The sequence below is a fragment of the Pseudomonas sp. NPDC096917 genome, assembly GCF_044762555.1.
GTDB lineage: Bacteria > Pseudomonadota > Gammaproteobacteria > Pseudomonadales > Pseudomonadaceae > Aquipseudomonas.
The window spans coordinates 33,828-59,392 of record NZ_JBIWEO010000015.1; the positions used below are offsets into that span (position 1 = coordinate 33,828).

Sequence of the window (25,565 nt, forward strand, 5' to 3'; positions counted from 1 at the left end):
AGCAAGGTGGTTGCGAGTAGAATAAGCCCGGCTTGACGGATTTTAGTATGTTTGAACATGGCGACCTGCCTTTTGTTGTTATTCCAGAACCCCAATGCTCCACGGTAAGTGCGCCCATCCTTAAAAAGCGCCTTGCCCGTTGACAGAGTTAACCTTAGAGGCCTCATAACACATGGCTTAGAACCCTTTTACATCATCCAAGTGCATTAGGTTTCTAAAACGCTATTAGCTTTTATGAGCGTGCCCTGTCAGCCCGTAGCTAGACGCAATGGGCGCTTGGAGAGGGCGATTATTAGCGCCCTACCGTTCGTCCGGGAGCATTATTCAGGCGCCAAACGCCTGGCTAAGGGCTATGTCCAAGGTTTCAATACACTCAGTAGTGTCCAGTGCTTGCCATTAATGACTGTTTCAAGGCAGGCTCTAGGGGCTGTTCCCGTCTCATTGCAAGCTGCGTCGCTGGGTCAAATTTAGCCAGGCAAGGCGCAGAGCGAAGGGAATGGTTGTTCCCATCTCAAGCCCTGCAACACCGCCTGGCTAAATTTGATACGGGCCCCTAGGGGCAAAAGCCCACGCGGGCTTTCGTCGCAGCTGCAATGAAGCGGGAACAGACCCTAGGTTGCCGTTATTACTTTCGTCTTTATCGTGCCAGGTATTTTTATGTCGCTACGCATCTGCATTCTGGAAACTGACATCCTGCGTCCAGAGTTTATTGATCAATACCAGGGCTACGGGCAGATGTTCAAACGCCTGTTCTCCCAGCAGCCCATCCCCGCTGAATTCAAAATCTTCAATGTGATGAACGGCCAATACCCATCGGATGATGAAGTGTTTGATGCCTATCTGGTAACCGGCAGCAAGGCGGACTCGTTCGGCACCGATCCCTGGATCGAAACCCTTAAAGCCTACTTGCTGACCCGCTATGAGCGTGGCGACAAGTTGCTCGGCGTCTGTTTCGGCCACCAGCTGCTGGCGTTGCTGTTGGGTGGCAAGAGTGAGCGGGCGACTCAGGGCTGGGGCGTGGGCACCCACCAATACAAATTGGCGGCCAAAGCCCCGTGGATGAGCCCGGTGCTGGAAGATCTTACCCTTTTGATCAGCCACCAGGATCAAGTAACGGCCTTGCCGGAAAACGCAACAGTGGTGGCCTCCAGCGAGTTCTGCCCATTCGCGGCTTACCACATCAATGATCAGGTGCTGTGCTTCCAGGGGCACCCTGAGTTTATTCACGACTACTCACGGGCGTTGCTTGATTTGCGTCAGGAGCAATTGGGGCAGCCGATCTACAGCAGCGGCATCGCCAGCCTGGAGCAAGACCACCACGGCTCGACCGTTGCCGAGTGGATGATGCGTTTTGTTTCAAACAAGCCTGCGGTCGCAGCGGTATAAGCCCACTCCTTTAGCCGCTGCCCAAGGCTGCGACGGGGTGCGCAGCGGCCCCCAGATGTTGAAGGTCCTACGGGCCTTTTCGCAGCCTGCGGCATCGGCTACTGGTCTACAACCAGCCAGAACGCTTGAAGCTCGCCCACAACCCTGTCACGCCCACCCCAATAAAGCCCAGCACCCCGAAATAGCCGTAATGCCAGCTCAGTTCCGGCATGTTCTGGAAGTTCATCCCGTAAATACCCGCCACCGCCGTAGGGAACGCCAGAATGGCGGCCCAGGCGGCGAACTTGCGCTGCACGATGCTCTGGCGTGAAGACTCCAGCAGCACAACGATCTCAATCGTTTGGCTGGCGATGTCGCGCAAGGTCGTCAGGTCTTCCATTTGCCGAGTGACGTGAATCTGCACATCCCGGAAATACGGGCGCATGTTCTTGTCGATAAAGGGGAAGGTCAGGCGCTGCAATTCTTCGCTGATTTCGACCATAGGCGCCACGTAGCGGCGTAATCGCAGCACATCGCGGCGTAATTCGTGCAATTGAATGATGTCCGCTTCATTTAGTGCATTGCCCATGATGCTGCGCTCCAGTTGCTCGATTTCGGCGTGAATGGCTACGCTGACGGGCTGATAACTCTCGGTCACAAAGTCGAGCAGGGCATACAGCACGAAGTCCTCGCCGTGCTCCAGCAATAGTGGCCGGGCCTCGCAGCGTTGACGCACGGCCCGGTACGAAGCGGAGTGGCCATTACGGCTGGTGATGATGTAGCCATTGCCCGCAAAGATGTGGGTTTCAACGAACTCCAGTTTGCCTTCATGGCGAATCGGCGAGTAGATAACGATAAACAGCGCATCGCCAAAGGTCTCAAGCTTTGGCCGGCTGTGTTGTTCAAGGGCATCTTCGATAGCCAGTTCATGCAGATTGAACTGGCGCTGCAAATTGCTGAGCTCTTGTGCATCGGGTTGTTCCAGACCAATCCAGACGAAGTGGTTGGGCTTTTCAGCCCAGGCACTGCCTTCGTCCAGAGTGATATTGGTGATCTTTTTGCCTTCGCTATATACCGCAGCAGCAACAACTCTGCCCATAGTTCTAATCGCTTCTTCATCAAAGGGTTATGGCTCGAAGATGCAGCTTAGCGTGCATTCCGGCACTTCGACGTTACAAACGTTCAGAGGTTCGGGTCAGAGCTGTCGCCTTGTCAGCGGGCAGAGGCGGCAGGCGACGCTTTTGCTCTGCCAGCAACTCACGGTCCATCGCCTCGATGCACGCGTTCATCTGTTCGCGGCAGTGCTCCATCAACTGGGGCAGATCATCCAGGGTCAAGCCGGCAGTGGGAATGGCAGGCAACGAGCGGATTTGAATATCAGCACTGTGCCAGCGATTGAGCTTCAGATGCTGGCTATAGGTGCTGACGCACACCGGCACAATCGGCACCCCGGCAGTGATAGCCATATGGAATGCGCCCTTTTTGAAAGGCAGCAAGGTTTTGCCAAGGTTGCGTGTGCCTTCCGGGAAGACCCAGATAGAGGTGTCCTTTTCTTGCAGGGTGCGGGTGGTGGTTAGCATCGATTTACGGGCTTTTTGAGCGTTGCTGCGATCAATCAACACATTGCCCGCCAGCCAGAACAACTGGCCGAACAGCGGCACCCATTTCAGGCTCTTCTTGCCAATACACACTGTGCGGCGCGGCACAACATTGCCGAACACAAACAGATCGTAATTGGACTGATGATTGGCCACGACCACGCAGCTCTGAGGTTTATCCATCAATGGCCCGACTTCAGTCTTGAGCTTATAGCCCAGGATCCATTTCGCCGGCCAGGCATAAAGCCGGGCGCATAATCGACTGTTGTCGGGATTGAAGGGCCGGCATATGCCCAGCAGCACGCCGAGCACGCCCGCCGCGACAAAATGCAGACTCATCAACAACATACGAAACGAAAGTAGCATTTACAGATACGCCAAAACAAAAGGTGGCGCAGTGTACGGATGTGCACTGTATTCGGCAATTACCCCGATACACGTAGGAGATTGCTGATGTTTAAGCATATGTTTCGCGGCAGGCTGTGAGGTACGTCGTAGAGGTGTTAGCGGGAAAACAGCAGGGGCGGGGCAGGAGATTGCCCCGGCCGTAATGGGCAGCCGGGGCAGACAGATTCAGAGTACGTGGTGTTGATCCAGCTCGATTGCCTTGTCCAGCGTCTCCAACAGTTCTTTGCGCACTTTCAGCTTGGTGTTCTTGTGCGCCTTCATATTGATCTTCTTCAACTGGCGGGCCACTTCCAGGGCCGCCGCCTGCAATTCCTCGGGCTTGACCACCCGATCGAGGAAGCCTGCGTCTACCGCGGAGTGTGGGTTAAACATCTCGCCATTGATCACCGAGCGATGGAACGCTGACTTGCGCAACCGATCGCGGGCCAACTCAATTCCGGCGTGGTGCATCGTCATACCGATTTGCACTTCATTGAGTCCAATACTGAATGGGCCCTCGACGCCGATGCGGTAATCCACCGACAACAGCAGAAACGCACCTTTGGCAACTGCATGACCAGAGCAGGCAATCACTACCGGGAAAGGATGCGCCAGCAGGCGACGAGCCAGCGTCGATCCTTTAGTGACCAGATCTATGGCCTGCTGTGGACCTGTCGTCATCACCTTCAAGTCATAACCGCCCGACAGAATGCCCGGCTGGCCGGTAATAATCACCACCGCCCGATCTTGCTCGGCCTGATCCAGCGCTGCATTAAAGGCAGCGATCACATCCGGAGAAATAGCATTCACCTTGCCATTGCTCAGGGTCAGCGTAGCGATACCGTCTTCCAGCTGATAAGCAATCAAGTCACTCATGGCGCAATTCCTTGTATTTAAGTGAGGCAGACGTTAACCAGCCACACGGCGCAGGTAAAGCGCGGAGGCTGACTGATGAGTCAGGCAAATACCCAGCACCTTCTATATAGACGCCAGCGCGCCTGATGTGTGCAGTCCAGACGCTGCACTGCCAAGGCTGGAAATTGGCAGATTCACCCGCACGGTGCGTGGCTAAAACATGGCAAAACCCGTAAGCGCATGAAAATTCTAAAAAAACATTTGTCATATCGAAAGCTTTCGACTACATTAGCGCGCCTCGACAGACAGAACATGTTTGAAGAGATACGGTGAAGTGTCCGAGTGGCTTAAGGAGCACGCCTGGAAAGTGTGTATACAAGAAATTGTATCGAGAGTTCGAATCTCTCCTTCACCGCCACATTTATACGTTAAAGCCCTGATTATTCAGGGCTTTTTCGTTTCTGCGTTTCTGAAAAAAATCCCAGCCCATGCTTTGCCCCATACCCTGGATGGCTCGGGGCTTTACGACCAAAGGCTAATTTTTCCGACAATTTCTAAGCGGTGTAGTCCGGCAGTGTCCGTCGATCGATCTTGCGCGCATCGTTGTAACCGGGACCGTCCTAACCGACACCAACGCACGAACGCTGCCAGCAATCGCTATGAGCTTTGACCGTGGCGAAGTGGCGGCCATAGCCAAATTTACGACCATCAATCCGACCAACCAGGGCCATCAGCATCGCTTTCGTTTTTTTGTAGAAAGAAAAGCAGGGCTTTCCAGTGGGGTTTGATCGGTACCCGCTACGTGAGTTATCAGAGGCCGTATTTCAGCTCACGTTGCAGGTGAGTTGAAATATGTGTTTGTCGTCATTGAAACGTTTGCCTGCCAATGCCTCGATGCTAGACAGTTGGGTGCTCCTAAGGTTTTAGCCCTTATCGCTGCAAATCCCCAAGCTGTAATTTGCGACTGAATCAACCGCCGAATGCGTGTGGGGAATCAGCGCTCTGTCGCAAAAGCGCGGGACTTCCTGCTGAAAAATCGGATAATGGCGCCCATATTTTTAGCCGTTATGCTGGTAATTCCCCATGGAAATTAAGGTCAACTTTCTCGACAACCTTCGACTTGAAGCCAAGTTCGATGATTTCACGGTGGTGGCCGATCAACCGATTCGCTACAAGGGCGATGGTTCGGCGCCGGGGCCGTTTGATTATTTTCTGGCTTCGTCGGCATTGTGTGCGGCTTACTTTGTGAAGCTGTACTGCCAGACGCGCAATATTGCGACCGAAAATATTCGTCTGTCGCAGAACAATATTGTTGATCCGGAAAACCGCTATAACCAGATTTTCAAGATTCAGGTCGAGTTGCCCGCTGACATTTGCGACAAGGATCGCCAGGGCATTTTGCGCTCCATCGAGCGTTGTACGGTGAAGAAGGTGGTGCAAGCCGGGCCTGAGTTTGTGATTGAAGAGGTGGAAAACCTCGACGCCGATGCTCAAGCATTGCTGATGCCTGCGTCAGATTCAGATGGGGCTCCAACAGAGGGCACTTATATAGCGGGCAAGGATCTGCCGCTGGAGCAAACCATCGCCAATATGTCGGCCATGTTGGCTGACTTGGGCATGAAGATTGAAATCGCCTCATGGCGCAATATCGTGCCCAACGTCTGGTCGCTGCATATCCGCGACGCGCATTCACCGATGTGTTTCACCAACGGCAAGGGCGCGACCAAAGAGGGCGCATTGGCCTCGGCGTTGGGCGAGTTTATCGAGCGCCTAAACTGCAACTTCTTCTACAACGATCAGTTCTGGGGACAAGACATCGCCAACGCGGCGTTTGTGCATTATCCAGAAGAGCGCTGGTTCAAACCGGGGCGCAACGATGAGCTGCCGACTGAAATCCTCGACGCTTACTGCCTCAAGATTTACAACCGCGAAGGGGAGTTGCGGGGCTCGCACCTGATCGACACCAACTCCGGCAATGAAGAGCGCGGCATCGTCTCGCTGCCATTCGTGCGTCAGTCAGACGGCGAAGTGGTGTATTTCCCGTCCAACCTGATCGAAAACCTATACCTGAGCAACGGTATGAGCGCGGGCAATACCCTGGCTGAAGCCCAGGTGCAGTGCCTGTCCGAGATTTTTGAGCGTGCGGTTAAGCGCGAAATCATCGAAGGTGAGTTCGCGCTGCCGGACGTACCGCAAGAAGTGCTGGCGAAATACCCGAGCATTTTGGCGGGTATTCAGGCGTTGGAAGAGCAGGGCTTTCCGGTGCTGGTGAAGGACGCGTCGCTGGGCGGGGAGTTTCCGGTCATGTGCGTGACCTTGATGAACCCGCGTACCGGCGGCGTGTTTGCCTCGTTTGGCGCGCACCCAAGCCTGGAAGTGGCGCTGGAGCGCAGCCTGACGGAACTGCTGCAAGGCCGCAGTTTTGAGGGGCTGAACGATTTGCCGCAGCCGACGTTTGAAGGCCACGCGGTGACCGAGCCGAATAACTTCGTCGAGCACTTCATTGATTCCAGCGGCGTGGTGTCATGGCGCTTCTTCAGTGCCAAGCCTGAGTACGAATTTGTGGAATGGGACTTCACCAGCCAAGGTGCAGACTCCAATGCCGAGGAAGCCGCGACCTTGTTCGGCATTCTTGAAGGCATGGGCAAGGAAGTCTACATGGCGGTGTACGAGCACATTGGTGCCAAGGCGTGCCGCATTCTGGTGCCGGATTATTCCGAGATCTACCCGGTGGACGACCTGATCTGGGACAACACCAACAAGGCGCTGTTTTTCCGTGAAGACATCTTGAACCTGCACAGCCTGGACGAGGCCGGTCTTGAAAGCTTGGTTGAGCGTCTGGTCGAGAGTGAACTGGATGACTACACCGATATCACCACCTTGATCGGCATCGAGTTTGACGACAATACCGCGTGGGGTCAGTTAACGATCCTGGAGCTGAAACTGCTGATTTACCTGGCCTTGAAGCAATATGAAGAGGCCAAGGAAGCCGTTGAAATGTTCCTGCAGTACAACGACAACACCGTTGAGCGTGGGTTGTTCTACCAAGCGGTAAATGCCGTGCTGGAAATGCACCTGGACGAAGATTTGCAGCTGGAAGACTACGAAGCCAACTTCCGTCGCATGTTCGGCAACGAGCGGATGGACGCGGCGATCGGCTCGGTTAACAGCAGCGTGCGTTTCTATGGTCTGACGCCGACCAGCATGAAGCTGGAAGGCCTGGACCGACACTTGCGCCTGATCGACAGCTACAAAAAACTGCATGCGGCACGGGCCAGGGCGGCGGGTGTGTCGCTGTAACAAGCGACCCACTGTGTGGGGGCCTGGCTTGCCAGCGATGCGAACAACGTGGTTTGTCCGTTGCGCCGCGGCGATGCCCTCTTTGGCGCGAACTTGATTGTGCGCGCCTCGTAAAACCGCTGGTCAGAAATACTGCTTTTATCTAAACCTTTGCGGACACAGGCCTTCAGATTCTGTGCAGGGAATAAACCTGCCTTTTTCTGGAGGACGTTATGAAAACCCTGATTGGCCCCCAACGCTTCGTCGCAGGCTGTGCTTTGGCCTTGGCCTTGGCCTTGGCGGGCAACGCTGTGGCTGCCAGTTCGGCTAATTTTGTTGACGAGGCATCCGCCGCCGCGATTGCCCAGATTGAAACCAGCCGAATGGCGATCAGCCAAACTTCCTCGACGGGCATAAACAGTTTTGCTGTGGAGATCATCAAGGACTACACGGACGTGAATCGGGACCTCAAGGAACTCGTGAAAAAGCATGATCTGCCGATGTCGAGTGACGACCAGATAGCCAGCAAGGCGAAGGCGTTAATGCTTCAAGTGCCAGAAGGCGCTGACTTTGATGCGGCTTATATAGCCAACCAAGTGAACGCTCAGGAGGCGGCCATCGCGCTTTATAAGCAGGAGGCCAACAACAGTGATTCACCTGAGCTCAAAGCTTTTGCCCAGAAGTACTTGCCGAAGTTGGAAAGCAATCTGACGGTGGCGAAGTCGCTGGCGCGCACCTACAGCGAGTCTTGACTCAATCTTGAACCATGAGCCCTGGCTGACGGCTCGTGGCTGCCAGGCGTCTGAGTCGATGTCACCGGGGGGACTCGCTCACTCAGTGATGGCGCATTCACTCAACGGTAGGAGCAGCCGCTCTGCGCTCCTACCCAACCGTGAACCTACGTGTGCTGAGCTTAGGGTTTTAGCGTTCCGGGCGGGTTGTCATCGCCACCCACCGGCCCATTCCCATCCGTGTTCATGCCGCCCTGGCGTCCAGGGTCATTGCCCTGAGTACGCGGGTCCACAGACGGGTGTGTCGGCACGTCCGCATCGTTGTGGATTTTGGAGTCTTGATTAATCGTGGGTTTTACATCCTGGCCGTAGGGCGGTTCTACCGGTTTAGTGGGCATGGTCGGCCCGGTAGAGGACGCGGCAAAGCTGGTAGCAGACATCACACACAGTGCAGCGGCTAACGACAACGTTTTAATCGGCGAATTCATCATGGTTGCGTCTCCAGACAATGGGGAGTCGTACCTGATATTGGTCTAGCAGCGAGGGCGTTTAGTGCGATGCAAGCGACGAACGGCGGCGAGCGGGCCGTGCATCGCTTGTGGATCAGATGGGCTTAGACAGCGATGTCGTTGAATCCGCAGTACTCTTCCCAGCTCATGTCCAGGGCCTCGGCCACTTCCTGATGGACTTCGAGGCGCATGGCCTTGAGTTCTTCGGGTGAGCGTGCGATCAGCTCCAGTGCCAACTCCCAGGCTTCAAGACCCTGCGCTTCAGCTTCGTCTTCAAAGGCCCATAAAATCTGTTGTTGGCGGTCTTCGGCGCTCAGGTCTTTCATTTCTTCGAGCAGATCAGGGTGCGCCTTGATGAAGGTATCCAGGGCCAGTTCGTTACGGGATTCTTTAGGGATCATATGGCGTCTCGGATGGTTAGGACGGTCTGCGCGGCAGACCGTCTTCAGGGCGTTTTTTGCATGCTAGCGAGTTCGCCAAGTGATGAAAAGCGCTACATGGCCCGTTAGCCGACGGCTTGCAGCTTGCTTTCGCGTTGCAGCACATAGCCCCAGATGGCCAGCGCCAGGGTTGCGATGACGGCGCCGACGATCACGATGCCGCTCCAGCCATAGACTGGGTAGGTTTGTGCTCCGATCAAAGAGCCCAGTGCACCGCCAACGAAATAGCAGGTGATGTAACCGGCATTCAAGCGGTTACGCGCCGCAGGGCGGACCTGAAACACAGCGTTCTGATTGCTCACGTGTACCAGTTGCACGGCAAAATCCAGGGCCAGCACGCCGATAATCAGCGCAATCAATGAGTGACCGGCAAACGCCATGGGCAGCCAGCAGGCCAGCAGCACCAGCAGACCGACGGTCGTCGCGATTTGCCCACGGCCACGGTCAGCCATGCGTCCGGCCCAGTTGGCGGCCACTGCCCCCACCGCTCCTGCGAGGCCAAATAGGCCAATTACCCCGTCGGAGTAGTTGTAAGGCGGCACGGCCAGCAAAAACGCCAGCGGTGTCCAGAACAAGGCAAACAGTGAGAAGGTCAGCAGGCCCAACAATGAGCGCAAGCGCAGCACCGGTTCTTCGACAAACAGCGTGAACACTGACCTCAGCAGCTTGGGGTAGCTCAGGCCAGCGCTGTGGTGGTGGTTGGGCAGGGCGCAGAACAAGGACAGGGCGCTGATCAGCATCAGGGCCGCCGCCAGCAGGTAAATGGCCCGCCAGTCACCGGCCGATGACAGCGCCCCGGCCACGGTACGGGCCAGCAAAATACCCAGCAGCAGGCCACTCATCAGCGTACCGACCACGCGACCGCGGCTTTGCGGGTCGGTCAGGCTGGCGGCCATTGGGACCAGCACCTGGGCCGACACCGAGAACAGCCCGGTGACGGCGGTGCCGATCAACAGCCAGGTCAGTGACGGGGCGAAAGCGCTTAACAGCAGGCCCAAGGCGCTGAGCACGGTCATGGTGACGATCAGGCGGCGTTGTTCAAACAAGTCGCCCAGCGGCACCAGCAATAACAGCCCGGCGCCGTAACTCAGTTGAGCGGTGATCACCACCGTGCCGGCACTTTCCATGCTTAAGCCAAGCTCTTTGGCGATGGTGTGCAGCAAAGGCTGTGCGTAGTAATTACTGGCAACAGCAAGGCCGGTGGCAATCGCCATCAGCAGTATCAGGGCAGTGCTTAAAGGTTTTGTAGCAACAGTGGAATCGGACATTGACTGTCTCGTTGGCATGGGGTGTGCCGCGAAGTATCCGTAATGCCTGAGCGCAATGTCACTGAATATGTCAAAGATTTTGATTTTTAAAACCACCAAGCCCCCTCGCCATAACAGCGAGAGGGCTTGGTTTGCGGGCGTTGCCATTGAATCAGTTGCGGCGTCCCAGCAGCAGGCCGACCACTAGGCCGAAACCGGCCGAGATGGCCACGGTTTGCCACGGGTGCCCACCGATATAGTTTTCGGTCGCATCGACCACGGGTTTGCTGCGCTCACGCACGTTGCTCACGGAATCCAGCGCTTGCTTGAGTTTCAAGCCGACCTGCGCACGCAGGGTCTCGCCTTCTTCGCCGAGCAGAGACGCGCTGTCCTTGAGTAGTTTTTCAGATTCGCTAATCAGGTCTTGAAGCTCGCTGAATGCTTGATCCTTGATTTGATCTTCAGCGGCTTGTACGGCATTTTTTCGAGCCATTGCGGTACTCCTTGCAGGTGAATAGGGTGATGACTAATGGAGTCAACCCCATGCTAAAAAGTTGCATCTGTTTTTAAATGGATTGTGACGCTGAGGTGTGAGCGTAGTTAAAATCCAGACTGAGACACGTCTTTCGAAGGTGTAAGATGTCGCCTAATTTACGCCGCAGGAAAATCTCATGAGCTTTAACCTCGCCAATAAGTCACTCGCTGAGCGGGCTGCGCTTGAAGATGAAAAGTCTCGTTTGTACGAGCTTTGGCAGAGTAACTTGGGCAAAGCCAAAGCAGACGCGGCGCGCCTGTTCGGGGAGCGCGCCAAGCGCAAGGGCAAGTGGTCGGAGTGGGTGCGTTCGGAGCTGGACGCGATGTCTGGCCCCGAATACGCCAATATGGTGCGCAGTGAAGTGAACCGTTTGATGGCGGCCAAGTAACCTCAAATGTCCAGCCGCTGTCGCAGCCTGCGGCAGCGGCTACAGGTGTGCGTTAATCAACCTCGCAAACAACAAACCCCTGCACTGCACCGGCCACATTGATCTGCACCTCATCCTCCACCTGCTTGCCGAGCAACGCAGCGCCCAGCGGTGCACGCGGGGTGATGACGGTCACGGTGTGCCCGTCATGGTCGAGCTTGAGTCCGGCGGCTTCCGGGGCCAGGAATAACCACTGCGCGCTGCCATTTTCGGCTTCAAGCCTCACCAATGCCCCGAGCTGAATCCCTTGCGTCGGGTTAAACGGCGTCAGGGGCATGGCCTGGCAGTTTTTCAGCGCCTGACGAATCTCTTCGACCCGGCGTGCCTGGCCGGTTGCCAGATAGGACGCTTCAAGTCCAAGGGTGTCGTACTTGTTCTCGGCGATGTTCTCTTCGTGGGTCGCGGCCTCATAAGCGGTTTGCGCCGCCCGCTGGAGCACGTCGAGGTCGATGGCGAGTTTTTCCAGCATCTGCTGGTACACGGCGGTCTTGTTCATAAGGTGGGGGCTTGATAGAGACGAGCGGCGATTGTCGCACGACTCTTCGGCAGATTAATCCGCCTTAAGCCTTCTGTACGCGTTGATTTATACGGACAATCAGCCCTTTGAATGTCGGAGCCCGGAATGAAAGCCTCCTGGGATATTTTTTGCAGTGTGGTCGATAACTACGGCGACATTGGTGTGACCTGGCGTTTGGCTCGCCAGTTGGTGGCTGAGCATCAGGTGCCCGTTCGGTTGTGGGTCGATGATTTGCAGGCGTTTGTACCGCTCTGCCCCGAGGCCGATGCCAGCGCCGCTCAGCAATGGCAACAGGGCGTAGAGGTGCGCGTGTGGCCCAAGGAATGGCAGCCGGTGGAGGTCGCTGATGTGGTGATCGAAGCCTTCGCCTGCACCTTGCCGGACAGTTACCGTCAGGCCATGAAGGCGCGGGAAACCCCGGTGCTGTGGATAAACCTTGAATATTTAAGTGCCGAAGACTGGGTCAGCGGCTGCCATGGCTTGCCTTCATTGCGACCGGATGGCTTGAAGCGAATGTTCTTTTTCCCAGGCTTTGATGCCGGAACCGGCGGCCTGTTGCGCGAGGCTGATTTGCTGGCGCAGCGCCGCACCTTTGAGCAGAACCCGCAGGCCCGACAGGCGTTCTTGCAGGGGCTGGGGGTTTTTGTGGCGGACAGTGCGCGGCTGATCTCCCTGTTTGCCTATGAGAACAGCGGGCTGGCCAGTTGGCTGGACGCCATCGCGACGGGCAATACGGCAACCCACCTGTTGGTACCGCAGGGCCGGATCATGGGCGATCTGCTGCGCTGGCTTGGGATTGATGAGCTGGCGCTGGGGCGTGTTGAGCAGCGTGGGTCATTGACCGTTCAGTCGTTACCATTCGTCCGTCAGCAAGATTACGATCGCCTCTTGTGGAGCTGTGATTTCAATGCGGTGCGCGGCGAAGACTCGTTTGTGCGCGCGCAATGGGCCGGGCGGCCGCTGCTGTGGCACATCTATGAACAGGAAGAAGGCGCGCACTGGATCAAGCTCAATGCCTTCTTGGCGTTGTATGTAAAAGGCCTTTCGCCCGCCGCTGCGCAGGCGTTCACCGGGCTGTGGCACGCCTGGAATGGCGGTTGCGACATGGCGCAAAGCTGGAATGACGTGCAGCAATACTGGCAAGAGCTCAGCGAACACGCGGAACAATGGTGTCTGGAACAGTCATTGCAGGCTGATCTTGCGCAAGCGCTGGTACTGTTTTATAGAAATTGGATATGATACGCGGCCTAGATTTTTGTAAATCTCAATCCAAATTCGGATATTCGTAATGAAAACTGGTAAAGAGCTTAAACCCGGTACTGTCATCAAGCTCGAAAACGACCCTTGGTTGGTTCAGAAAGCTGAGTTCACCAAGTCAGGTCGTAACAGCGCAATCATGAAGACCAAGCTGAAGAACCTGCTGACTGGCTACAAGACTGAAATCGTATACAGCGCCGACGACAAGCTGGAAGACGTGATCCTGGATCGCAAAGAAGCGACCCTGTCCTTCATCAGCGGCGACACCTACACGTTCATGGACACCACTGACTACACCATGTACGAGCTGAACGCTGAAGACATCGAAGCCGTTCTGCCATTCATCGAAGAAGGCATGACCGACGTTTGCGAAGCGATCTTCTTTGAAGAGCGTCTGGTTTCCGTAGAGCTGCCGACCACGATCGTGCGTCAGGTTGACTACACCGAAGGTTCCGCTCGCGGTGACACTTCGGGCAAGGTGATGAAGCCTGCCAAACTGAAAAACGGTACTGAGCTGAGCGTTGCAGATTTCGTAGAAATCGGCGACTGGATCGAGATCGACACCCGTGACGGTGGTTCTTACAAGGGCCGCGCAAAGGTTTAAACCTTGCGTTAACCGCACGATGAAAAAACCCGACTCGACGTCGGGTTTTTTTTGGCCCATGAAAACATGCCCGCGGGGCGGTTTAAGGCTTTGCCGCACAGCAGTGACTGGTTAGCATGGCCGTTCTGACTGAGGGGTGGTAATGCTGATTGATTTTGCGATGTACGGGGCGTTGGGTGTCGTTTTGGGCGCGTTGGGCGGGCTGTTCGGGATTGGTGGCGCTTTGATCGCGATCCCGGTGCTGGGGATGTGGTTTGGTCTCGATCAGCAAATGGCGCAAGGCACGGCTCTGGTGATGTCCGTACCCAATGTGTATCTCGCGTTGTATCGCTACCATCAACGCAACAAAATCGAGCTGCGTCAGGCATTGCCGCTGGTGTTGATGAGTTTTTGTTTTGCCTGGCTCGGCGCCATGCTGGCTGTCGGCGTGGATGCGGGCCTGATTCGCTGGGGCTTTATTGGCTTTCTGCTGGCGATCACCTTTTACAACGTGTTCAAACTGTATGGCTCTGCCCGGCAGCCGGTTAACGGCTCGCGCTTTGGCTGGCCCGCTTACGGCGCGCTGGGTGTGCTGGCAGGCACCACGGGCGGGCTGTTCGGTGTAGGTGGGGCCGTGGTTGCCGCGCCTGTGCTGACCAGTGTCTTCGGAACCAGCCAGGTCGTGGCTCAAGGCCTGTCTCTGGCGCTGGCAGCACCGAGCACCACGGTCACCTTGCTGACCTATGCCGCGCATGGTGAGGTCAACTGGTTGATGGGGTTGCCGATGGCTGTGGGCGGTTTGTTGAGTATCAGTTGGGGCGTGAAGGTGGCCTATGCCATGCCTGAACGCCTGCTGCGTGGCTTGTACTGCTGTTTTCTGCTGCTGTGTGCGGTGTTGCTGGCGGTCAAAGCTTAAAGCCTTCAACGATGTACTCGGCAAAGCACTCAATGATCGGCGAGGCCGCGCCGCTGTGTTTGCGGATCAGCACAATGCTGGCCGAAGGCAGTGTCGGCAGGTTCTCGGCCTCGCCAATGATGCGTAAATCCGGGGTCAGCAGGCTTTCCAGCTGGGCGGTCACGGCCAGTCCGGTACTGACCACGGCATTGATCGCCGCCAAGCTGGCGCTGGTGTAAGCGACCCGGTATTCGCGCTGCTGAATATCCAGCGCATTGCAGGCCCAGGTCCGGCAAAAACAGTCGGTGTTGAACATGGCCAGAGGCAGGGGCATTTGTTCGTGGGGTGAGAAGCCTTGAGCCACCATCCACACGAAACGTTCGTGGCGCAGCAACTGGCCCATTTCATTGCCCGGCTGACGGGTCACGATCGTCAGGTCCAGATCGTTGCGTTGCAGCAGTTGGGCGGACGGCTCGCAATGAACTTCAACATCGATCAGCGGGTAATCCTGAGCAAAGCGCATCAGCACGCCGGGTAAAAAACGCATCACGTAATCATCCGGCGAGCCGATTCTGACCGTGCCAACCATGTGCGGCTTGCGCAGCGTGCTGAACACCTCGCTGTGCAGTTTGAGAATGCGCCGTGCGTAACCGAGCAGCAGCACGCCTTCGGGTGTGAGGCTGACACTGCGGCCTTCACGCTTGAACAGAGCGCATTGCAATACATCCTCCTCCAGCCGCTTCATCTGCATGCTGACCGCCGACTGAGTGCGATTGACGACTTCGGCGGCGCGGGTAAAACCACCGTGATCAGCAATCGCGGCAAAGGTGCGCAGCAGGTCGGTATCGATACTGGGGAACTCGGCCATTGATCAATCTCGCAGATGTGTCACATAAGAAACATTCGTTGGATTGATCTTATTCCGGGGCCGAGACTTGAGCCATCCCCAAGGAGGTTTCAAGTGATGAAAGGTCAAAGAGGAGTGCAGTGGTGGGCGCGTATTGCGCGTTGGTATCAACTGTCGCAAGAGCGCTCGAGTTTGCGCCGAATCAGCGATGCGGCGCTCAAGGACCTGGGCCTTAGCAGGGCGGACATCGAAACTGAAAGCCATCGGGCGTTTTGGGATGACCCGTTGAGGAAGTGAGCGATCTCGCTATGGGGGGGCGGGTTTGCTCGCGATTCCATCACCTCGATCTACCTGAGCATCGAGGCGCTTCAAATGCGAGCAAGCCCGCTTCCACGGGGTTTATGGCGGCAGATTTTAGCGTTTGACTTGCTTTAGCGTCTCGGCAATCAAAAACGCCAGTTCCAGCGACTGGTCCGCGTTCATGCGCGGGTCACAGTGGGTGTGGTAACGATCTGACAGGCCGTCTTCGGTAATCGGGTTGGCGCCGCCTATGCATTCGGTGACGTTTTGCCCGGTCATTTCGATATGGATCCCGCCCGCGTAGCTGCCTTCGGCTTCGTGGACCTGGAAGAACTGCTTCACCTCGCCCAGGATCTGCGCAAAGTCACGGGTCTTGTAGCCGCTGCTGGCCTTGATGGTATTGGCGTGCATGGGGTCGCTGCTCCACAGCACCTTTTTACCTTCGCCTTCAACCGCGCGTATCAGTTGCGGCAAATGGTCGCCCACTTTGTTGGCGCCCATGCGTACGATCAGGTTAAGGCGGCCTGGGTCGTTGTCGGGGTTGAGGATGTCGATCAGGCGGATCAGATCTTCGGTGTTCATGGTCGGGCCAACTTTGACTCCGATCGGGTTGTTCACCCCGCGCAGGAACTCGACGTGGGCACCGTCCAGTTGGCGGGTGCGGTCGCCAATCCACAGCATGTGCGCCGAACAGTCGTAGTAATCATTGGTCAGGCTGTCGCGGCGTACAAAGGCTTCTTCGTAGTTCAGCAGCAACGCTTCATGGGCGGTAAAGAAGCTGGTTTCACGCAGTTGCGGTGAGCTGTCCATGCCGCAGGCGCGCATAAAGGCCAGGGTTTCGTCGATGCGGTCGGCCAATTGGCTGTACTTTTCAGCCAGCGCTGAGTTGGCGATGAAGTCCAGGTTCCACTTGTGCACTTGGTGCAAGTCGGCAAAGCCGCCCTGGGCAAAGGCGCGCAGCAGGTTCAGGGTCGCCGTGGACTGGTGGTAAGACTGCAGCAAGCGCTCCGGGTCGGGCACGCGGCTTTTTTCATCGAAACCGATGCCATTCACAATGTCGCCGCGATAAGCCGGCAGCGTCACACCGTTGATCGTTTCATCATTGGCCGAGCGTGGCTTGGCGAACTGCCCCGCCATGCGCCCCACCTTGACCACTGGACAGCCCGCCGCAAAGGTCATGACGATGGCCATTTGCAGTAACACCTTGAAGGTGTCGCGGATCTTGGCCGCTGAAAACTCAGCAAAGCTTTCCGCGCAATCACCGCCCTGCAACAGAAACGCCCGCCCTTGAGTGACCTCGGCAAATTGACGGCGCAACTCGCGGGCTTCACCGGCAAATACCAGCGGCGGGTAGCTCGCCAGGCTTTGTTCAACGCGCAGCAAATGTGCCGCGTCGGGGTAGTGGGGTTGCTGCTGGATTGGCAGGGCGCGCCAGCTGTCAGGGCTCCAGGGTTGGCTCATCGCAGACTCTAGTAGTGGGAAGGGGATGGCGCATGTTATCAGCAATTAGTACGTGACCTGTTGCGCTGCAATGGCCGACAATTGCGCCTTTGTGCTCGACACCGAGTGGTCGTTTTTAGCGCGTTGCCCGATGTGTGCCGGGCCGCGGGAAGGAGAGGCAATGTCTGAGGAGCGCGTTGAGCGCCTGCTCGCTGAAGTCCATGATGACTTCGGCATGATTCGAGTGCTGGAAGTGGAAGATTACCGCTTCCTCGAATTTGGCGATGCGATTGAGCAAAGCTGCGTGTTCACGGCGGATCCCAGCTGGCTGGAGTACGACTACACCCGTGCCATGCTGATCGGTGCGCTGTGCCATGAGGCGCCTGAAAGCGCCTTGTTCCTGGGGCTTGGCGCTGGAACCCTGACCCAGGCCTGCCTTAAGTTCCTGGCGCTTGATGATGTTGAAGCCATTGAGCTGCGCCCGGATGTGCCACGTCTGGCCATTGAGCTCCTGGGGCTGGACGATGACCCGCGGCTGTACATCCGCATTGGCGATGCCGTGCAATTGCTGCCTAGTGCAGAGCCGGCTGATCTGATTTTCGTCGACCTGTATAACGACTTGGGGCCGGCTGCAGGTCATCTGGCCTGGACCTTCCTCGAAAACTGCCAGAAAAAACTGTCGACCAACGGCTGGCTGGTGATCAACCAATGGGCCACCGATGACGGCAAGCCGCTGGGGGCTGCGTTGTTGAGGGGCTTGTACCATCGCCACTATTGGGAGCTGCCGGTCAAAGAGGGCAATGTGATCTTGCTGGTGCCTGGCGACCTGGATCAGACCCTGGACATGGAGGCATTGACGGCGCGTGCGCAGGCGTTGGCACCCCGTTTGGGGTATTCGCTGGAATCGTTGATCAAGGCAATTCGTCCTGCAACTTGAGGCGTCGTGATTAATCGTTTTAGCGATTGCCCCAGAGTGGCCGGGCGCGAAACGATTTTGCAAAGCCAAAAATATCGCTAAAGCCCGGCCTATAGAGGCATACAGACGATAGCGCACTAAAAAAGCGCTTCTTTTTTTTGATAAATCCGGTATAGTGCGCGCCGGCCTTTAGCCGGGCCACGTTTAGGTGTTGCATTTCCCGAAGCACGCTTCGGCTGCTCGTCCGTTTCGCGGACTACCCTGAACGCTCCATTCATTTAACGTTTTCGCAAATCCCCGCCGACAAAGCAGCCAGGGCGACTCTTGAGTCTTACACGGCATGCGCAGCTTTGGAGCATGGGTCTTTGCGGATGCACTTAGAGGCAGACCCATGACCCAGGAAACCGGCGGCTTCGCCGCTTTTAATCTTAATCCGAACATTCTTGCAGCTGTCATCGCGACTGGCTACGAAGAACCTTCGGCTATTCAGCAGCAATCGATCCCGATCATTATGGCCGGTCACGACATGATTGGTCAGGCGCAAACCGGTACGGGTAAAACCGCCGCATTTGCCCTGCCTATCCTGCATCGCATCGATCCTGCTAAGCGCGAGCCGCAAGCCCTGATCCTGGCGCCAACCCGTGAGTTGGCGCTGCAAGTAGCAACCGCTTTTGAAACCTACGCCAAGCAAATGCCTGGCGTTACCGTTGTGGCCGTTTACGGCGGCGCGCCTATGGGCCCACAACTGAAAGCAATCCGTAATGGCGCACAAATTGTGGTCGCCACTCCGGGCCGTCTGTGCGACCACCTGCGTCGTGACGAAAAAGTACTGGCGACCGTGAACCACCTGGTTCTCGACGAAGCTGACGAAATGCTCAAGCTGGGCTTCATGGATGACCTTGAAGTGATCTTCAAGGCTTTGCCTGCTACTCGTCAGACCGTATTGTTCTCGGCAACCTTGCCGCAGTCGATCCGTGCCATTGCTGAGCGCCATCTGCGCGATCCGCAACACGTAAAAATCCAGACCAAGACTCAGACCGTTACCGCGATCGAACAGGCTCACCTGTTGGTTCACGCTGACCAGAAGACCTCGGCTGTATTGAGCCTGCTGGAAGTTGAAGACTTCGACGCCCTGATCATGTTCGTGCGCACCAAGCAAGCGACCCTGGACCTGGCCAGTGCCCTGGAAGCCAAAGGCTATAAAGCTGCTGCGCTGAACGGTGACATTGCTCAGAACCAGCGCGAGCGCGTTATCGACTCCCTCAAGGATGGCCGTCTGGACATCGTTGTAGCGACCGACGTAGCCGCTCGTGGTCTTGACGTTCCGCGTATCACTCACGTGTTCAACGTTGACATGCCTTACGATCCAGAGTCCTACGTTCACCGTATCGGCCGTACTGGCCGTGCGGGTCGCGAAGGTCGTGCACTGCTGCTGGTGACTCCTCGTGAGCGCCGCATGCTGCAAGTGATCGAGCGTGTAACCGGTCAAAAGGTTGCTGAGGTCCGCCTGCCGGATGCTCAGGCAGTTCTCGATGCTCGCATCAAGAAACTGACCAACAGCCTGGCGCCACTGGTTGCTGATGCTGAATCGACCCACGGCGACCTGCTGGACCGCCTGACCGCCGATATCGGTTGCAGCCCACGTGCTCTGGCCGCTGCCCTGTTGCGCAAAGCCACCAACGGTCAGGCCCTGACCTTGGCTGCTATCGAGCGCGAGCGTCCACTGGTGCCGAACAGCGCACCGCGTGAGCGTTCGTCCGAGCGTACTGGCGATCGTCCAGATCGTGGTGATCGTGAGCGTCGTGCTCCGGTTCCATTGGCTGAAGGCCGTGCTCGTTGCCGTACTGCGCTGGGTGCGCGTGATGGTATCGCTGCCAAGAACTTGCTGGGCGCTATCCTCAACGAGGGTGGTCTGGCACGTGAAGCCATCGGTCGCATTCAAGTGCGCGATAGCTTCAGCCTGGTAGAACTGCCGGAAGATGGCCTGGAAAAACTGTTGGCCAAGTTGAAAGACACTCGTGTTGCTGGCAAGCAGTTGAAGCTGCGTCGCTACCGCGAAGATTAATCACAGTGTGCTGTGATTGATCGCTAAAAAAATCCCCGACTGGTTCGGGGATTTTTTTTTGCCTGCGTTCGGCCAGCCTGGTTTAGGGGGGAGGGCTTTAGATCAAAAGCGCTGAGGCGAACGCGGCCTGCTGAGCGAGCTTGCCTCGCGATCTTTTGATCTTTTAAACGGTCGCAGCTTGCGTCAGCCCCTTCGTGTTAACCAAAGCGGTAAATATCCATGCCCAGCGCGCCCAGGGTCCAACCCTGGTGAGCAAGGCTGAATTCCCCGCCCGCACCACGGGCGAAGTACAGCGGCAAAAGGTGTTCTTCGCTGGGATGGTTTTTGGTCGCAAACGGTGCTTGCTGGCGATACTGGTGCAAGGCTGCTTCATCCTCGGCGGCCAACTTATCGATCATCCAGTCACGAAATGCCTGCGCCCAAGGCTCGCTGCTCTCAGGGCCGGCCTGCCAGTTCAGTTCTCGCAGGTTGTGCGTGATGCTGCCTGAGCCGATCAGCAAGATGCCTTCGCCGCGCAGAGAGGCCAACGCTTTGCCCACTTCTGTTTGAGCTACCGGCCCCAGTCGGCTGGGCAACGAAACCTGGACCACCGGAATGTCGGCCGCCGGGTACATCAGCGACAGCGGCACCCAGGCGCCATGGTCAAAAGGGCGTTTGGCATCCAGTTGTGCGGGCATACCGTGCGCTATCAGCAGTTGCACGATGCGGGCCGCCAATACAGGATCGCCGGGGGCGGGGTATTGCACGGCAAACAGCTCAGGCGGGAATCCCCCAAAGTCGTGCCAGGTCTCAGGCGCCGGATGGCTGGTGACCCGCAGGTCGTTGCATTCCCAGTGGGCCGAGACTACGACAATGGCTTTTGGTTGGGGCAGTTCAGCGGCCAGTCGCTGCAATGCCGGGCCGCTTTCGCCGGGCTCGAGTGCTAGCATCGGAGATCCGTGCGAGATATACAGGCTGGGCAGCATGGTGTGCGTCCTCAAGGTTAAGATGCGTCATCTTCAACCTGATCATTGATCTAAATCCAATATAAGTTTTAGTGCTTATTTATCGAATTTAAAGGTGAATCATGCAGCCCGAATTTTGGCACGCGCGCTGGGAGCGTAATCAGATTGGCTTTCACCTGGACAAGGTCAATGCCTACCTGCAACGTCTGTGGCCTGCGATTGGGGTGGAGCAGGGCAGTCGGGTACTGGTGCCCTTGTGCGGTAAAAGTCTGGATTTGAGCTGGCTGGCGGCCAATGGCTATGAAGTGTTGGGTGTAGAACTGTCGCAGACGGCCGTGGAGCAGTTTTTCCGCGAGCAGCAGATTGAGCCGCGCATTCACCAGCAAGGCGCTTTCAAGGTGTACGAGGCGGGCCCTATCACGCTCTTGTGCGGCGACTTCTTTGCATTGACCGTCGAAGATGTGGCGCAGTGCACAGGGCTTTACGACCGTGCAGCGATCATTGCCTTGCCGCCACAAATGCGCGAGGCCTATGTCCAGCACCTGAGCAATATCCTTGCGCAAGGCTGTAAAGGGCTGTTGATTACCCTCGATTACGATCAGTCATTGATGAACGGTCCGCCGTTTTCAGTTCCGGATGCTGAGGTTCAGCGTTTGTGGTCGCCAGCTTGGTCCTTGGAAACCCTTGAGCAGGCCGATGTGCTGGGCCAGGAGTGGAAGTTTCTCAAGAGCGGTGTGACTCGCCTGGATGAGCGGGTTTATCGCCTGGGCAAAACAACCGGCGGCTGATGGTCGGGCACAAAAAAGGGCGACCGAAGTCGCCCTTTTTTGTGCTTGCCGTGGGGTTAGCCGCGACGACGCAGTGCATCAATACGTTCTTCCAGTGGCGGGTGGCTCATGAACATCCGCGCCAGACCTTGCTTCAAGCCACCATTGATGCCGAAGGCACTCAAGGTGTCTGGCATGTGCACCGGTAGGCCTTGCTCAGAGCGCAGGCGTTGCAGGGCGCTGATCATGGCTGCAGTACCGGCCAGATGAGCACCGGCTTCGTCAGCCCGGAATTCACGTTTGCGCGAGAACCACATTACGATGGCGCTGGCCAGGAAGCCCAGAACCAGTTCCGCGAAGATGGTCGCGACATAGTAAGCAATGCCTCGGCCTTCCTCGTTTTTGAACACGACCTTGTCGACGAAATTGCCGATGATGCGGGCAAAGAACATCACAAAGGTGTTCACCACGCCTTGCACCAAGGCCAGTGTGACCATGTCACCGTTGGCGACGTGGCCGATTTCGTGAGCAAGTACTGCCTTCACTTCATCGGGCGAAAACCGCTCAAGCAAGCCTTGGCTGACAGCAACCAACGCATCGTTCTTGTTCCAGCCGGTCGCAAAGGCGTTGGCCTCGTAGGCTGGGAAAATCCCCACTTCAGGCATTTTGATCCCGGCTTCGCGGGACAGTTGTTCAACGGTTTGCATCAACCATTGCTCGTGGCGGGTACGAGGTTGAGTGATCACCTGGGTGCTGGTGCTCATTTTCGCCATCCACTTAGAGATGAACAGCGAGAACAAAGACCCTGCAAAACCAAAGACCGCACAGAACACCAACAGCTGATTGAGGTTCAGATCAACCCCGTTGGCCGCCATGAACCCGTTAAAGCCGAACAGGCTCAGGGTGATGCTGGCAATCAGCACGACCGCCAGGTTAGTGGCCAAAAACAGCAGAATGCGCATCATGGTTGTAAGAATCTCCTCGTCTTAGGGGTGTTGCCGTATGCGGGTATATAAGGTGCTACTTGCGGGTATTCAACCAAGTGACTATTTCAAACTGTGTCCTACAGGGGCATTCCGGAGCTGCGCCTGACATTTCCTAATACGGATATGCCATTTATTCAGGCAAAAGCATAGTCCGAAGCCAGTAAATAAAGGCTTTGCCGTTTTTTTTATTTTTTTGACGGGCAGGAGGGGTAGCAGCTGAAGAATGTTTCATTGGACACATGCTGTGCGACTTTTCGTTGGTCGCACAGCATGCTCGGACATTACTGACGATAGGTTTTCAGAAAATTACCGATCCGTCCGATGGCCATGTCCAATTCATCTACACGAGGCAAGGTTACAACGCGGAAGTGGTCGGGCCACGGCCAATTGAACGCGGTGCCCTGGACCACCAGCAATTTTTCCGAGAGCAGCAAGTCCAGAACGAATTTTTCGTCGTTGAGGATCGGGCACACTTTCGGGTCGATCCGTGGGAAGGCGTACAGCGCGCCCATCGGTTTCACGCAGCTCACGCCGGGAATGTCGTTAAGCAATTCCCAGGTGCGGTTACGCTGTTCCAGCAAGCGACCGTTCGGCAGTACCAGGTCGTTGATGCTCTGGTAGCCGCCCAGCGCGGTCTGGATGGCGTGCTGGCTGGGCACATTGGCACACAGGCGCATGTTGGCCAGCATGTCGATGCCTTCAATGTAGCTTTGGGCATTTTGCTTGGGGCCGGAGATCGCGATCCAGCCGGAACGGAAGCCGGCCACCCGGTACGACTTGGATAAGCCGTTGAAGGTCAGGCACAGCACGTCGGGGGCCAGGGAGGCGGTGCAAATATGCACGGCGTCGTCGTACAGAATCTTGTCGTAGATTTCGTCCGAGAACACCACCAGGTTGTGCTGGCGTGCCAGTTCTAGCATGCCCAGCAACACTTCCTTGGAATACACCGCGCCGGTTGGGTTATTCGGGTTGATGATGACCATGGCTTTGGTGTTAGGGGTGATCTTGGCCTTGATGTCGGCCAGATCAGGCCACCAGTTGGCCTGCTCGTCGCACAGGTAGTGCACCGGGTGCCCGCCCGCCAGGGTCACGGCTGCGGTCCATAACGGGTAGTCGGGCGCCGGCACCAGCACCTCGTCACCATTGTTGAGCAACGCTTGCAGCGACATCACGATCAGTTCGGACACGCCGTTGCCCAGATAGATGTCTTCGATGCCGACACCTTCGACTTCCTTTTGTTGGTAGTACTGCATCACTGCCTTACGGGCGCTGAACAGACCTTTGGAGTCGCTGTAACCTTGCGCAGTCGGCAGGTTGCGGATCACGTCCTGCAGGATTTCGTCCGGCGCTTCAAAACCAAAAGGCGCCGGGTTGCCGATATTCAGCTTGAGGATGCGTTGGCCTTCCTCTTCCAGACGTTTGGCGTGCTTGAGCACTGGGCCGCGAATGTCATAACAGACGTTGGCGAGCTTGTTTGATTTGCTGACCTGCATGGCGATGGGATCCCGAAAATGAACGATCCAGGCAAGGTGAGTACCTCGACACTGGGAAATTCTGCGTTGGCGAACACCGCTTTGCTTCAAGAATCCGTTTGAATGCAAGTTGAGCGGGTGCCAGACTGGCGCATAACGAGGCGCAATCATACGTGCCACCCGCCCCCTGGAAAAGCCACCGGTCGGGGTTTTTCAGTTGCAGAGGTAGAACCATGGAAAAGTTGAACAAAACCCTGGATGAATGGAAAGCCATGCTCGATCCAGAGCAGTACAACGTGTGCCGTCTTAAAGGCACCGAGCGGCCTTTTTCGGGTAAATACAACGCGACTAAAACAGACGGCGTTTATCACTGCATTTGCTGCAATGAGCCGCTGTTTGATTCCAAAGCCAAATTTGATTCGGGCTGCGGCTGGCCGAGTTTTTATGAGCCGATTGCCGAGAATGCGATGGTTGAAATCCGTGACATGAGCCACGGCATGATTCGCACCGAAGTGACCTGCGCCAAGTGCGATGCGCATTTGGGGCACGTATTTCCCGATGGCCCACCGCCAACCGGGCTGCGTTACTGCATCAACTCGGTGTGTCTGGACCTGGTGCCCCGCCAGTAACCTTTATCAAAGAGAACACCGTCATGAGCGCAAATCTTTTCGACATTCCCTGTACCACCCTCAGCGGCGAGCAAAAGACTCTGGCGGATTACTCGGGCAAGGCAGTGTTGGTGGTCAACACCGCCAGCAAGTGTGGCTTTACCCCCCAGTACAAAGGGCTTGAAACCCTGTGGCAGCAATACAAGGATCAGGGTTTGGTGGTCCTTGGCTTTCCGTGCAATCAGTTCGGCAAGCAAGAGCCGGGCGATGAAGCGGCTATTTCCGAGTTTTGCGAGTTGAACTTTGGTGTGACTTTCCCGCTGTTCAAGAAGATAGACGTCAATGGCAGCCAAGCACATCCGCTGTTCGTGCAACTGAAAAAGCGCGCACCCGGGGTGCTGGGGTCGGAAGGCATCAAATGGAACTTCACCAAGTTTCTGGTCGGGCCCGACGGCAAGGTCAAACGCTATGCGCCTGCCACCAAGCCCGAAGCGCTCAAAGCGGACATTGAGAAACTGCTCAAATAAACAGGCCCCGCACGCCCTGTAAGCGCCAGTGTGCCTCGCGATCTGTTGATTTTTTAAAGATCAACAGA

At 56.5% G+C, this 25,565-nt stretch carries 26 protein-coding genes, 1 tRNA gene and 2 pseudogenes; 15 read left to right on the plus strand and 14 right to left on the minus strand.

All coding sequences use genetic code 11. From position 1 onward, the window contains the following. Nucleotides 1-657 precede the first annotated feature (657 nt). Complete coding sequence (locus tag ACIQYF_RS17730; RefSeq protein WP_402864437.1) at nucleotides 658-1,386, plus strand: amidotransferase; 729 nt, start codon at nucleotides 658-660, stop codon at nucleotides 1,384-1,386. Between the two features lie 106 nt (nucleotides 1,387-1,492). Here ACIQYF_RS17730 and ACIQYF_RS17735 read toward each other — a convergent pair whose 3' ends face one another. From ACIQYF_RS17735 to ACIQYF_RS17745, 3 genes and pseudogenes are all read right to left on the minus strand, one after another. Further along, the gene (locus ACIQYF_RS17735) at nucleotides 1,493-2,464 is read right to left on the minus strand and encodes a magnesium and cobalt transport protein CorA (protein WP_402864439.1); all 972 of its coding nucleotides are present in this window, start codon (nucleotides 2,462-2,464) and stop codon (nucleotides 1,493-1,495) included. 83 nt (nucleotides 2,465-2,547) lie between these two features. Beyond that, nucleotides 2,548-3,329, minus strand: a pseudogene (locus tag ACIQYF_RS17740) (lysophospholipid acyltransferase family protein). A 207-nt stretch (nucleotides 3,330-3,536) separates the two neighbouring features. Beyond that, nucleotides 3,537-4,226, minus strand: a complete 690-nt coding sequence (locus ACIQYF_RS17745) for a crotonase/enoyl-CoA hydratase family protein (protein ID WP_402864441.1) — start codon at nucleotides 4,224-4,226, stop codon at nucleotides 3,537-3,539. A gap of 307 nt (nucleotides 4,227-4,533) precedes the next feature. Between ACIQYF_RS17745 and ACIQYF_RS17750 the strand changes: the two genes are divergently transcribed. After that, nucleotides 4,534-4,623, plus strand: a tRNA-Ser gene (locus ACIQYF_RS17750). A 139-nt stretch (nucleotides 4,624-4,762) separates the two neighbouring features. Here the strand turns inward: ACIQYF_RS17750 and ACIQYF_RS17755 are convergent. Next, nucleotides 4,763-4,918, minus strand: a pseudogene (locus ACIQYF_RS17755) (integrase); the annotation flags it as partial. Between ACIQYF_RS17755 and ACIQYF_RS17760 the strand changes: the two are divergent. The 3 genes from ACIQYF_RS17760 to ACIQYF_RS17770 all read left to right on the plus strand — a co-directional run bounded on the left by ACIQYF_RS17760 (nucleotide 4,865) and on the right by ACIQYF_RS17770 (nucleotide 8,236). Next, the gene (locus ACIQYF_RS17760) at nucleotides 4,865-4,993 is read left to right on the plus strand and encodes a hypothetical protein (protein WP_402864597.1); all 129 of its coding nucleotides are present in this window, start codon (nucleotides 4,865-4,867) and stop codon (nucleotides 4,991-4,993) included. The pseudogene ACIQYF_RS17755 and the gene ACIQYF_RS17760 sit on opposite strands and share 54 nt — an antisense overlap. 295 nt (nucleotides 4,994-5,288) lie before the next feature. Beyond that, nucleotides 5,289-7,505, plus strand: coding sequence for an OsmC domain/YcaO domain-containing protein (locus ACIQYF_RS17765; protein WP_402864443.1), 2,217 nt, complete (start codon nucleotides 5,289-5,291; stop codon nucleotides 7,503-7,505). Nucleotides 7,506-7,717: 212 nt separating this feature from the next. Further along, complete coding sequence (locus ACIQYF_RS17770; RefSeq protein WP_402864445.1) at nucleotides 7,718-8,236, plus strand: DUF4142 domain-containing protein; 519 nt, start codon at nucleotides 7,718-7,720, stop codon at nucleotides 8,234-8,236. Between the two features lie 161 nt (nucleotides 8,237-8,397). On the opposite strand, the gene ACIQYF_RS17775 is transcribed toward ACIQYF_RS17770, so the two are convergent. The 4 genes from ACIQYF_RS17775 to ACIQYF_RS17790 all read right to left on the minus strand — a co-directional run bounded on the left by ACIQYF_RS17775 (nucleotide 8,398) and on the right by ACIQYF_RS17790 (nucleotide 10,904). Continuing rightward, nucleotides 8,398-8,706 carry a hypothetical protein gene (locus ACIQYF_RS17775; protein WP_402864447.1) on the minus strand — a complete coding sequence of 103 codons (309 nt, stop codon included), beginning with the start codon at nucleotides 8,704-8,706 and terminating at the stop codon, nucleotides 8,398-8,400. A gap of 122 nt (nucleotides 8,707-8,828) precedes the next feature. Next, nucleotides 8,829-9,125, minus strand: coding sequence for a DUF6388 family protein (locus ACIQYF_RS17780; protein WP_402864449.1), 297 nt, complete (start codon nucleotides 9,123-9,125; stop codon nucleotides 8,829-8,831). Between the two features lie 104 nt (nucleotides 9,126-9,229). Further along, nucleotides 9,230-10,432 (minus strand): MFS transporter, encoded by a 1,203-nt coding sequence (locus ACIQYF_RS17785; RefSeq protein WP_402864451.1) that lies wholly within the window; start codon nucleotides 10,430-10,432, stop codon nucleotides 9,230-9,232. A gap of 151 nt (nucleotides 10,433-10,583) precedes the next feature. Continuing rightward, nucleotides 10,584-10,904 (minus strand): YqjD family protein, encoded by a 321-nt coding sequence (locus ACIQYF_RS17790; protein ID WP_402864453.1) that lies wholly within the window; start codon nucleotides 10,902-10,904, stop codon nucleotides 10,584-10,586. A gap of 178 nt (nucleotides 10,905-11,082) precedes the next feature. Between ACIQYF_RS17790 and ACIQYF_RS17795 the strand changes: the two genes are divergently transcribed. Further along, complete coding sequence (locus tag ACIQYF_RS17795; RefSeq protein WP_402864455.1) at nucleotides 11,083-11,334, plus strand: hypothetical protein; 252 nt, start codon at nucleotides 11,083-11,085, stop codon at nucleotides 11,332-11,334. A gap of 52 nt (nucleotides 11,335-11,386) precedes the next feature. Here the strand turns inward: ACIQYF_RS17795 and ACIQYF_RS17800 are convergent, their stop codons facing one another. Beyond that, complete coding sequence (locus ACIQYF_RS17800; protein WP_402864457.1) at nucleotides 11,387-11,869, minus strand: transcription elongation factor GreAB; 483 nt, start codon at nucleotides 11,867-11,869, stop codon at nucleotides 11,387-11,389. Between the two features lie 126 nt (nucleotides 11,870-11,995). Between ACIQYF_RS17800 and earP the strand changes: the two genes are divergently transcribed. The 3 genes from earP to ACIQYF_RS17815 all read left to right on the plus strand — a co-directional run bounded on the left by earP (nucleotide 11,996) and on the right by ACIQYF_RS17815 (nucleotide 14,646). Continuing rightward, nucleotides 11,996-13,129, plus strand: a complete 1,134-nt coding sequence (earP, locus tag ACIQYF_RS17805) for an elongation factor P maturation arginine rhamnosyltransferase EarP (RefSeq protein WP_402864459.1) — start codon at nucleotides 11,996-11,998, stop codon at nucleotides 13,127-13,129. 49 nt (nucleotides 13,130-13,178) lie between these two features. After that, nucleotides 13,179-13,751 carry an elongation factor P gene (locus tag ACIQYF_RS17810; protein ID WP_003446557.1) on the plus strand — a complete coding sequence of 191 codons (573 nt, stop codon included), beginning with the start codon at nucleotides 13,179-13,181 and terminating at the stop codon, nucleotides 13,749-13,751. A 142-nt stretch (nucleotides 13,752-13,893) separates the two neighbouring features. Continuing rightward, entirely contained in the window at nucleotides 13,894-14,646 is a 753-nt protein-coding gene (locus ACIQYF_RS17815) for a sulfite exporter TauE/SafE family protein (protein WP_402864462.1), read from the plus strand. Here the strand turns inward: ACIQYF_RS17815 and ACIQYF_RS17820 are convergent. Then, nucleotides 14,636-15,493 carry a LysR substrate-binding domain-containing protein gene (locus tag ACIQYF_RS17820; protein ID WP_402864464.1) on the minus strand — a complete coding sequence of 286 codons (858 nt, stop codon included), beginning with the start codon at nucleotides 15,491-15,493 and terminating at the stop codon, nucleotides 14,636-14,638. The two genes, ACIQYF_RS17815 and ACIQYF_RS17820, sit on opposite strands and share 11 nt — an antisense overlap. Nucleotides 15,494-15,589: 96 nt before the next feature. On the opposite strand from ACIQYF_RS17820, the gene ACIQYF_RS17825 reads away from it, so the two are divergent. Continuing rightward, nucleotides 15,590-15,769: a DUF1127 domain-containing protein gene (locus tag ACIQYF_RS17825; protein WP_402864466.1), complete on the plus strand. Its 180-nt coding sequence runs from the start codon at nucleotides 15,590-15,592 to the stop codon at nucleotides 15,767-15,769. A 117-nt stretch (nucleotides 15,770-15,886) separates the two neighbouring features. Here the strand turns inward: ACIQYF_RS17825 and ACIQYF_RS17830 are convergent, their stop codons facing one another. Then, a complete protein-coding gene (locus tag ACIQYF_RS17830) occupies nucleotides 15,887-17,233 on the minus strand; it encodes a class II 3-deoxy-7-phosphoheptulonate synthase (protein ID WP_402864468.1) in 1,347 nt (448 codons plus the stop codon). Between the two features lie 160 nt (nucleotides 17,234-17,393). On the opposite strand from ACIQYF_RS17830, the gene ACIQYF_RS17835 reads away from it, so the two are divergent. Next, the gene (locus ACIQYF_RS17835) at nucleotides 17,394-18,149 is read left to right on the plus strand and encodes a spermidine synthase (RefSeq protein WP_402864470.1); all 756 of its coding nucleotides are present in this window, start codon (nucleotides 17,394-17,396) and stop codon (nucleotides 18,147-18,149) included. A 370-nt stretch (nucleotides 18,150-18,519) separates the two neighbouring features. After that, a complete protein-coding gene (locus tag ACIQYF_RS17840) occupies nucleotides 18,520-20,193 on the plus strand; it encodes a DEAD/DEAH box helicase (protein WP_019409291.1) in 1,674 nt (557 codons plus the stop codon). 197 nt (nucleotides 20,194-20,390) lie between these two features. On the opposite strand, the gene ACIQYF_RS17845 is transcribed toward ACIQYF_RS17840, so the two are convergent. Next, nucleotides 20,391-21,158, minus strand: coding sequence for a DODA-type extradiol aromatic ring-opening family dioxygenase (locus ACIQYF_RS17845; RefSeq protein ID WP_402864473.1), 768 nt, complete (start codon nucleotides 21,156-21,158; stop codon nucleotides 20,391-20,393). 101 nt (nucleotides 21,159-21,259) lie between these two features. Between ACIQYF_RS17845 and ACIQYF_RS17850 the strand changes: the two genes are divergently transcribed. Then, a complete protein-coding gene (locus tag ACIQYF_RS17850; RefSeq protein ID WP_402864474.1) occupies nucleotides 21,260-21,925 on the plus strand; it encodes a thiopurine S-methyltransferase in 666 nt (221 codons plus the stop codon). Nucleotides 21,926-21,981: 56 nt separating this feature from the next. Here the strand turns inward: ACIQYF_RS17850 and htpX are convergent, their stop codons facing one another. After that, the gene (gene htpX / locus ACIQYF_RS17855) at nucleotides 21,982-22,869 is read right to left on the minus strand and encodes a protease HtpX (protein ID WP_402864476.1); all 888 of its coding nucleotides are present in this window, start codon (nucleotides 22,867-22,869) and stop codon (nucleotides 21,982-21,984) included. A gap of 302 nt (nucleotides 22,870-23,171) precedes the next feature. Beyond that, nucleotides 23,172-24,383 (minus strand): pyridoxal phosphate-dependent aminotransferase, encoded by a 1,212-nt coding sequence (locus tag ACIQYF_RS17860; RefSeq protein WP_019409295.1) that lies wholly within the window; start codon nucleotides 24,381-24,383, stop codon nucleotides 23,172-23,174. A 212-nt stretch (nucleotides 24,384-24,595) separates the two neighbouring features. Between ACIQYF_RS17860 and msrB the strand changes: the two genes are divergently transcribed. Both msrB and ACIQYF_RS17870 read left to right on the plus strand, forming a co-directional pair. Then, nucleotides 24,596-24,991, plus strand: coding sequence for a peptide-methionine (R)-S-oxide reductase MsrB (msrB, locus tag ACIQYF_RS17865; protein ID WP_402864479.1), 396 nt, complete (start codon nucleotides 24,596-24,598; stop codon nucleotides 24,989-24,991). 23 nt (nucleotides 24,992-25,014) lie between these two features. Next, complete coding sequence (locus tag ACIQYF_RS17870) at nucleotides 25,015-25,497, plus strand: glutathione peroxidase (protein WP_402864481.1); 483 nt, start codon at nucleotides 25,015-25,017, stop codon at nucleotides 25,495-25,497. Nucleotides 25,498-25,565 lie beyond the last annotated feature (68 nt).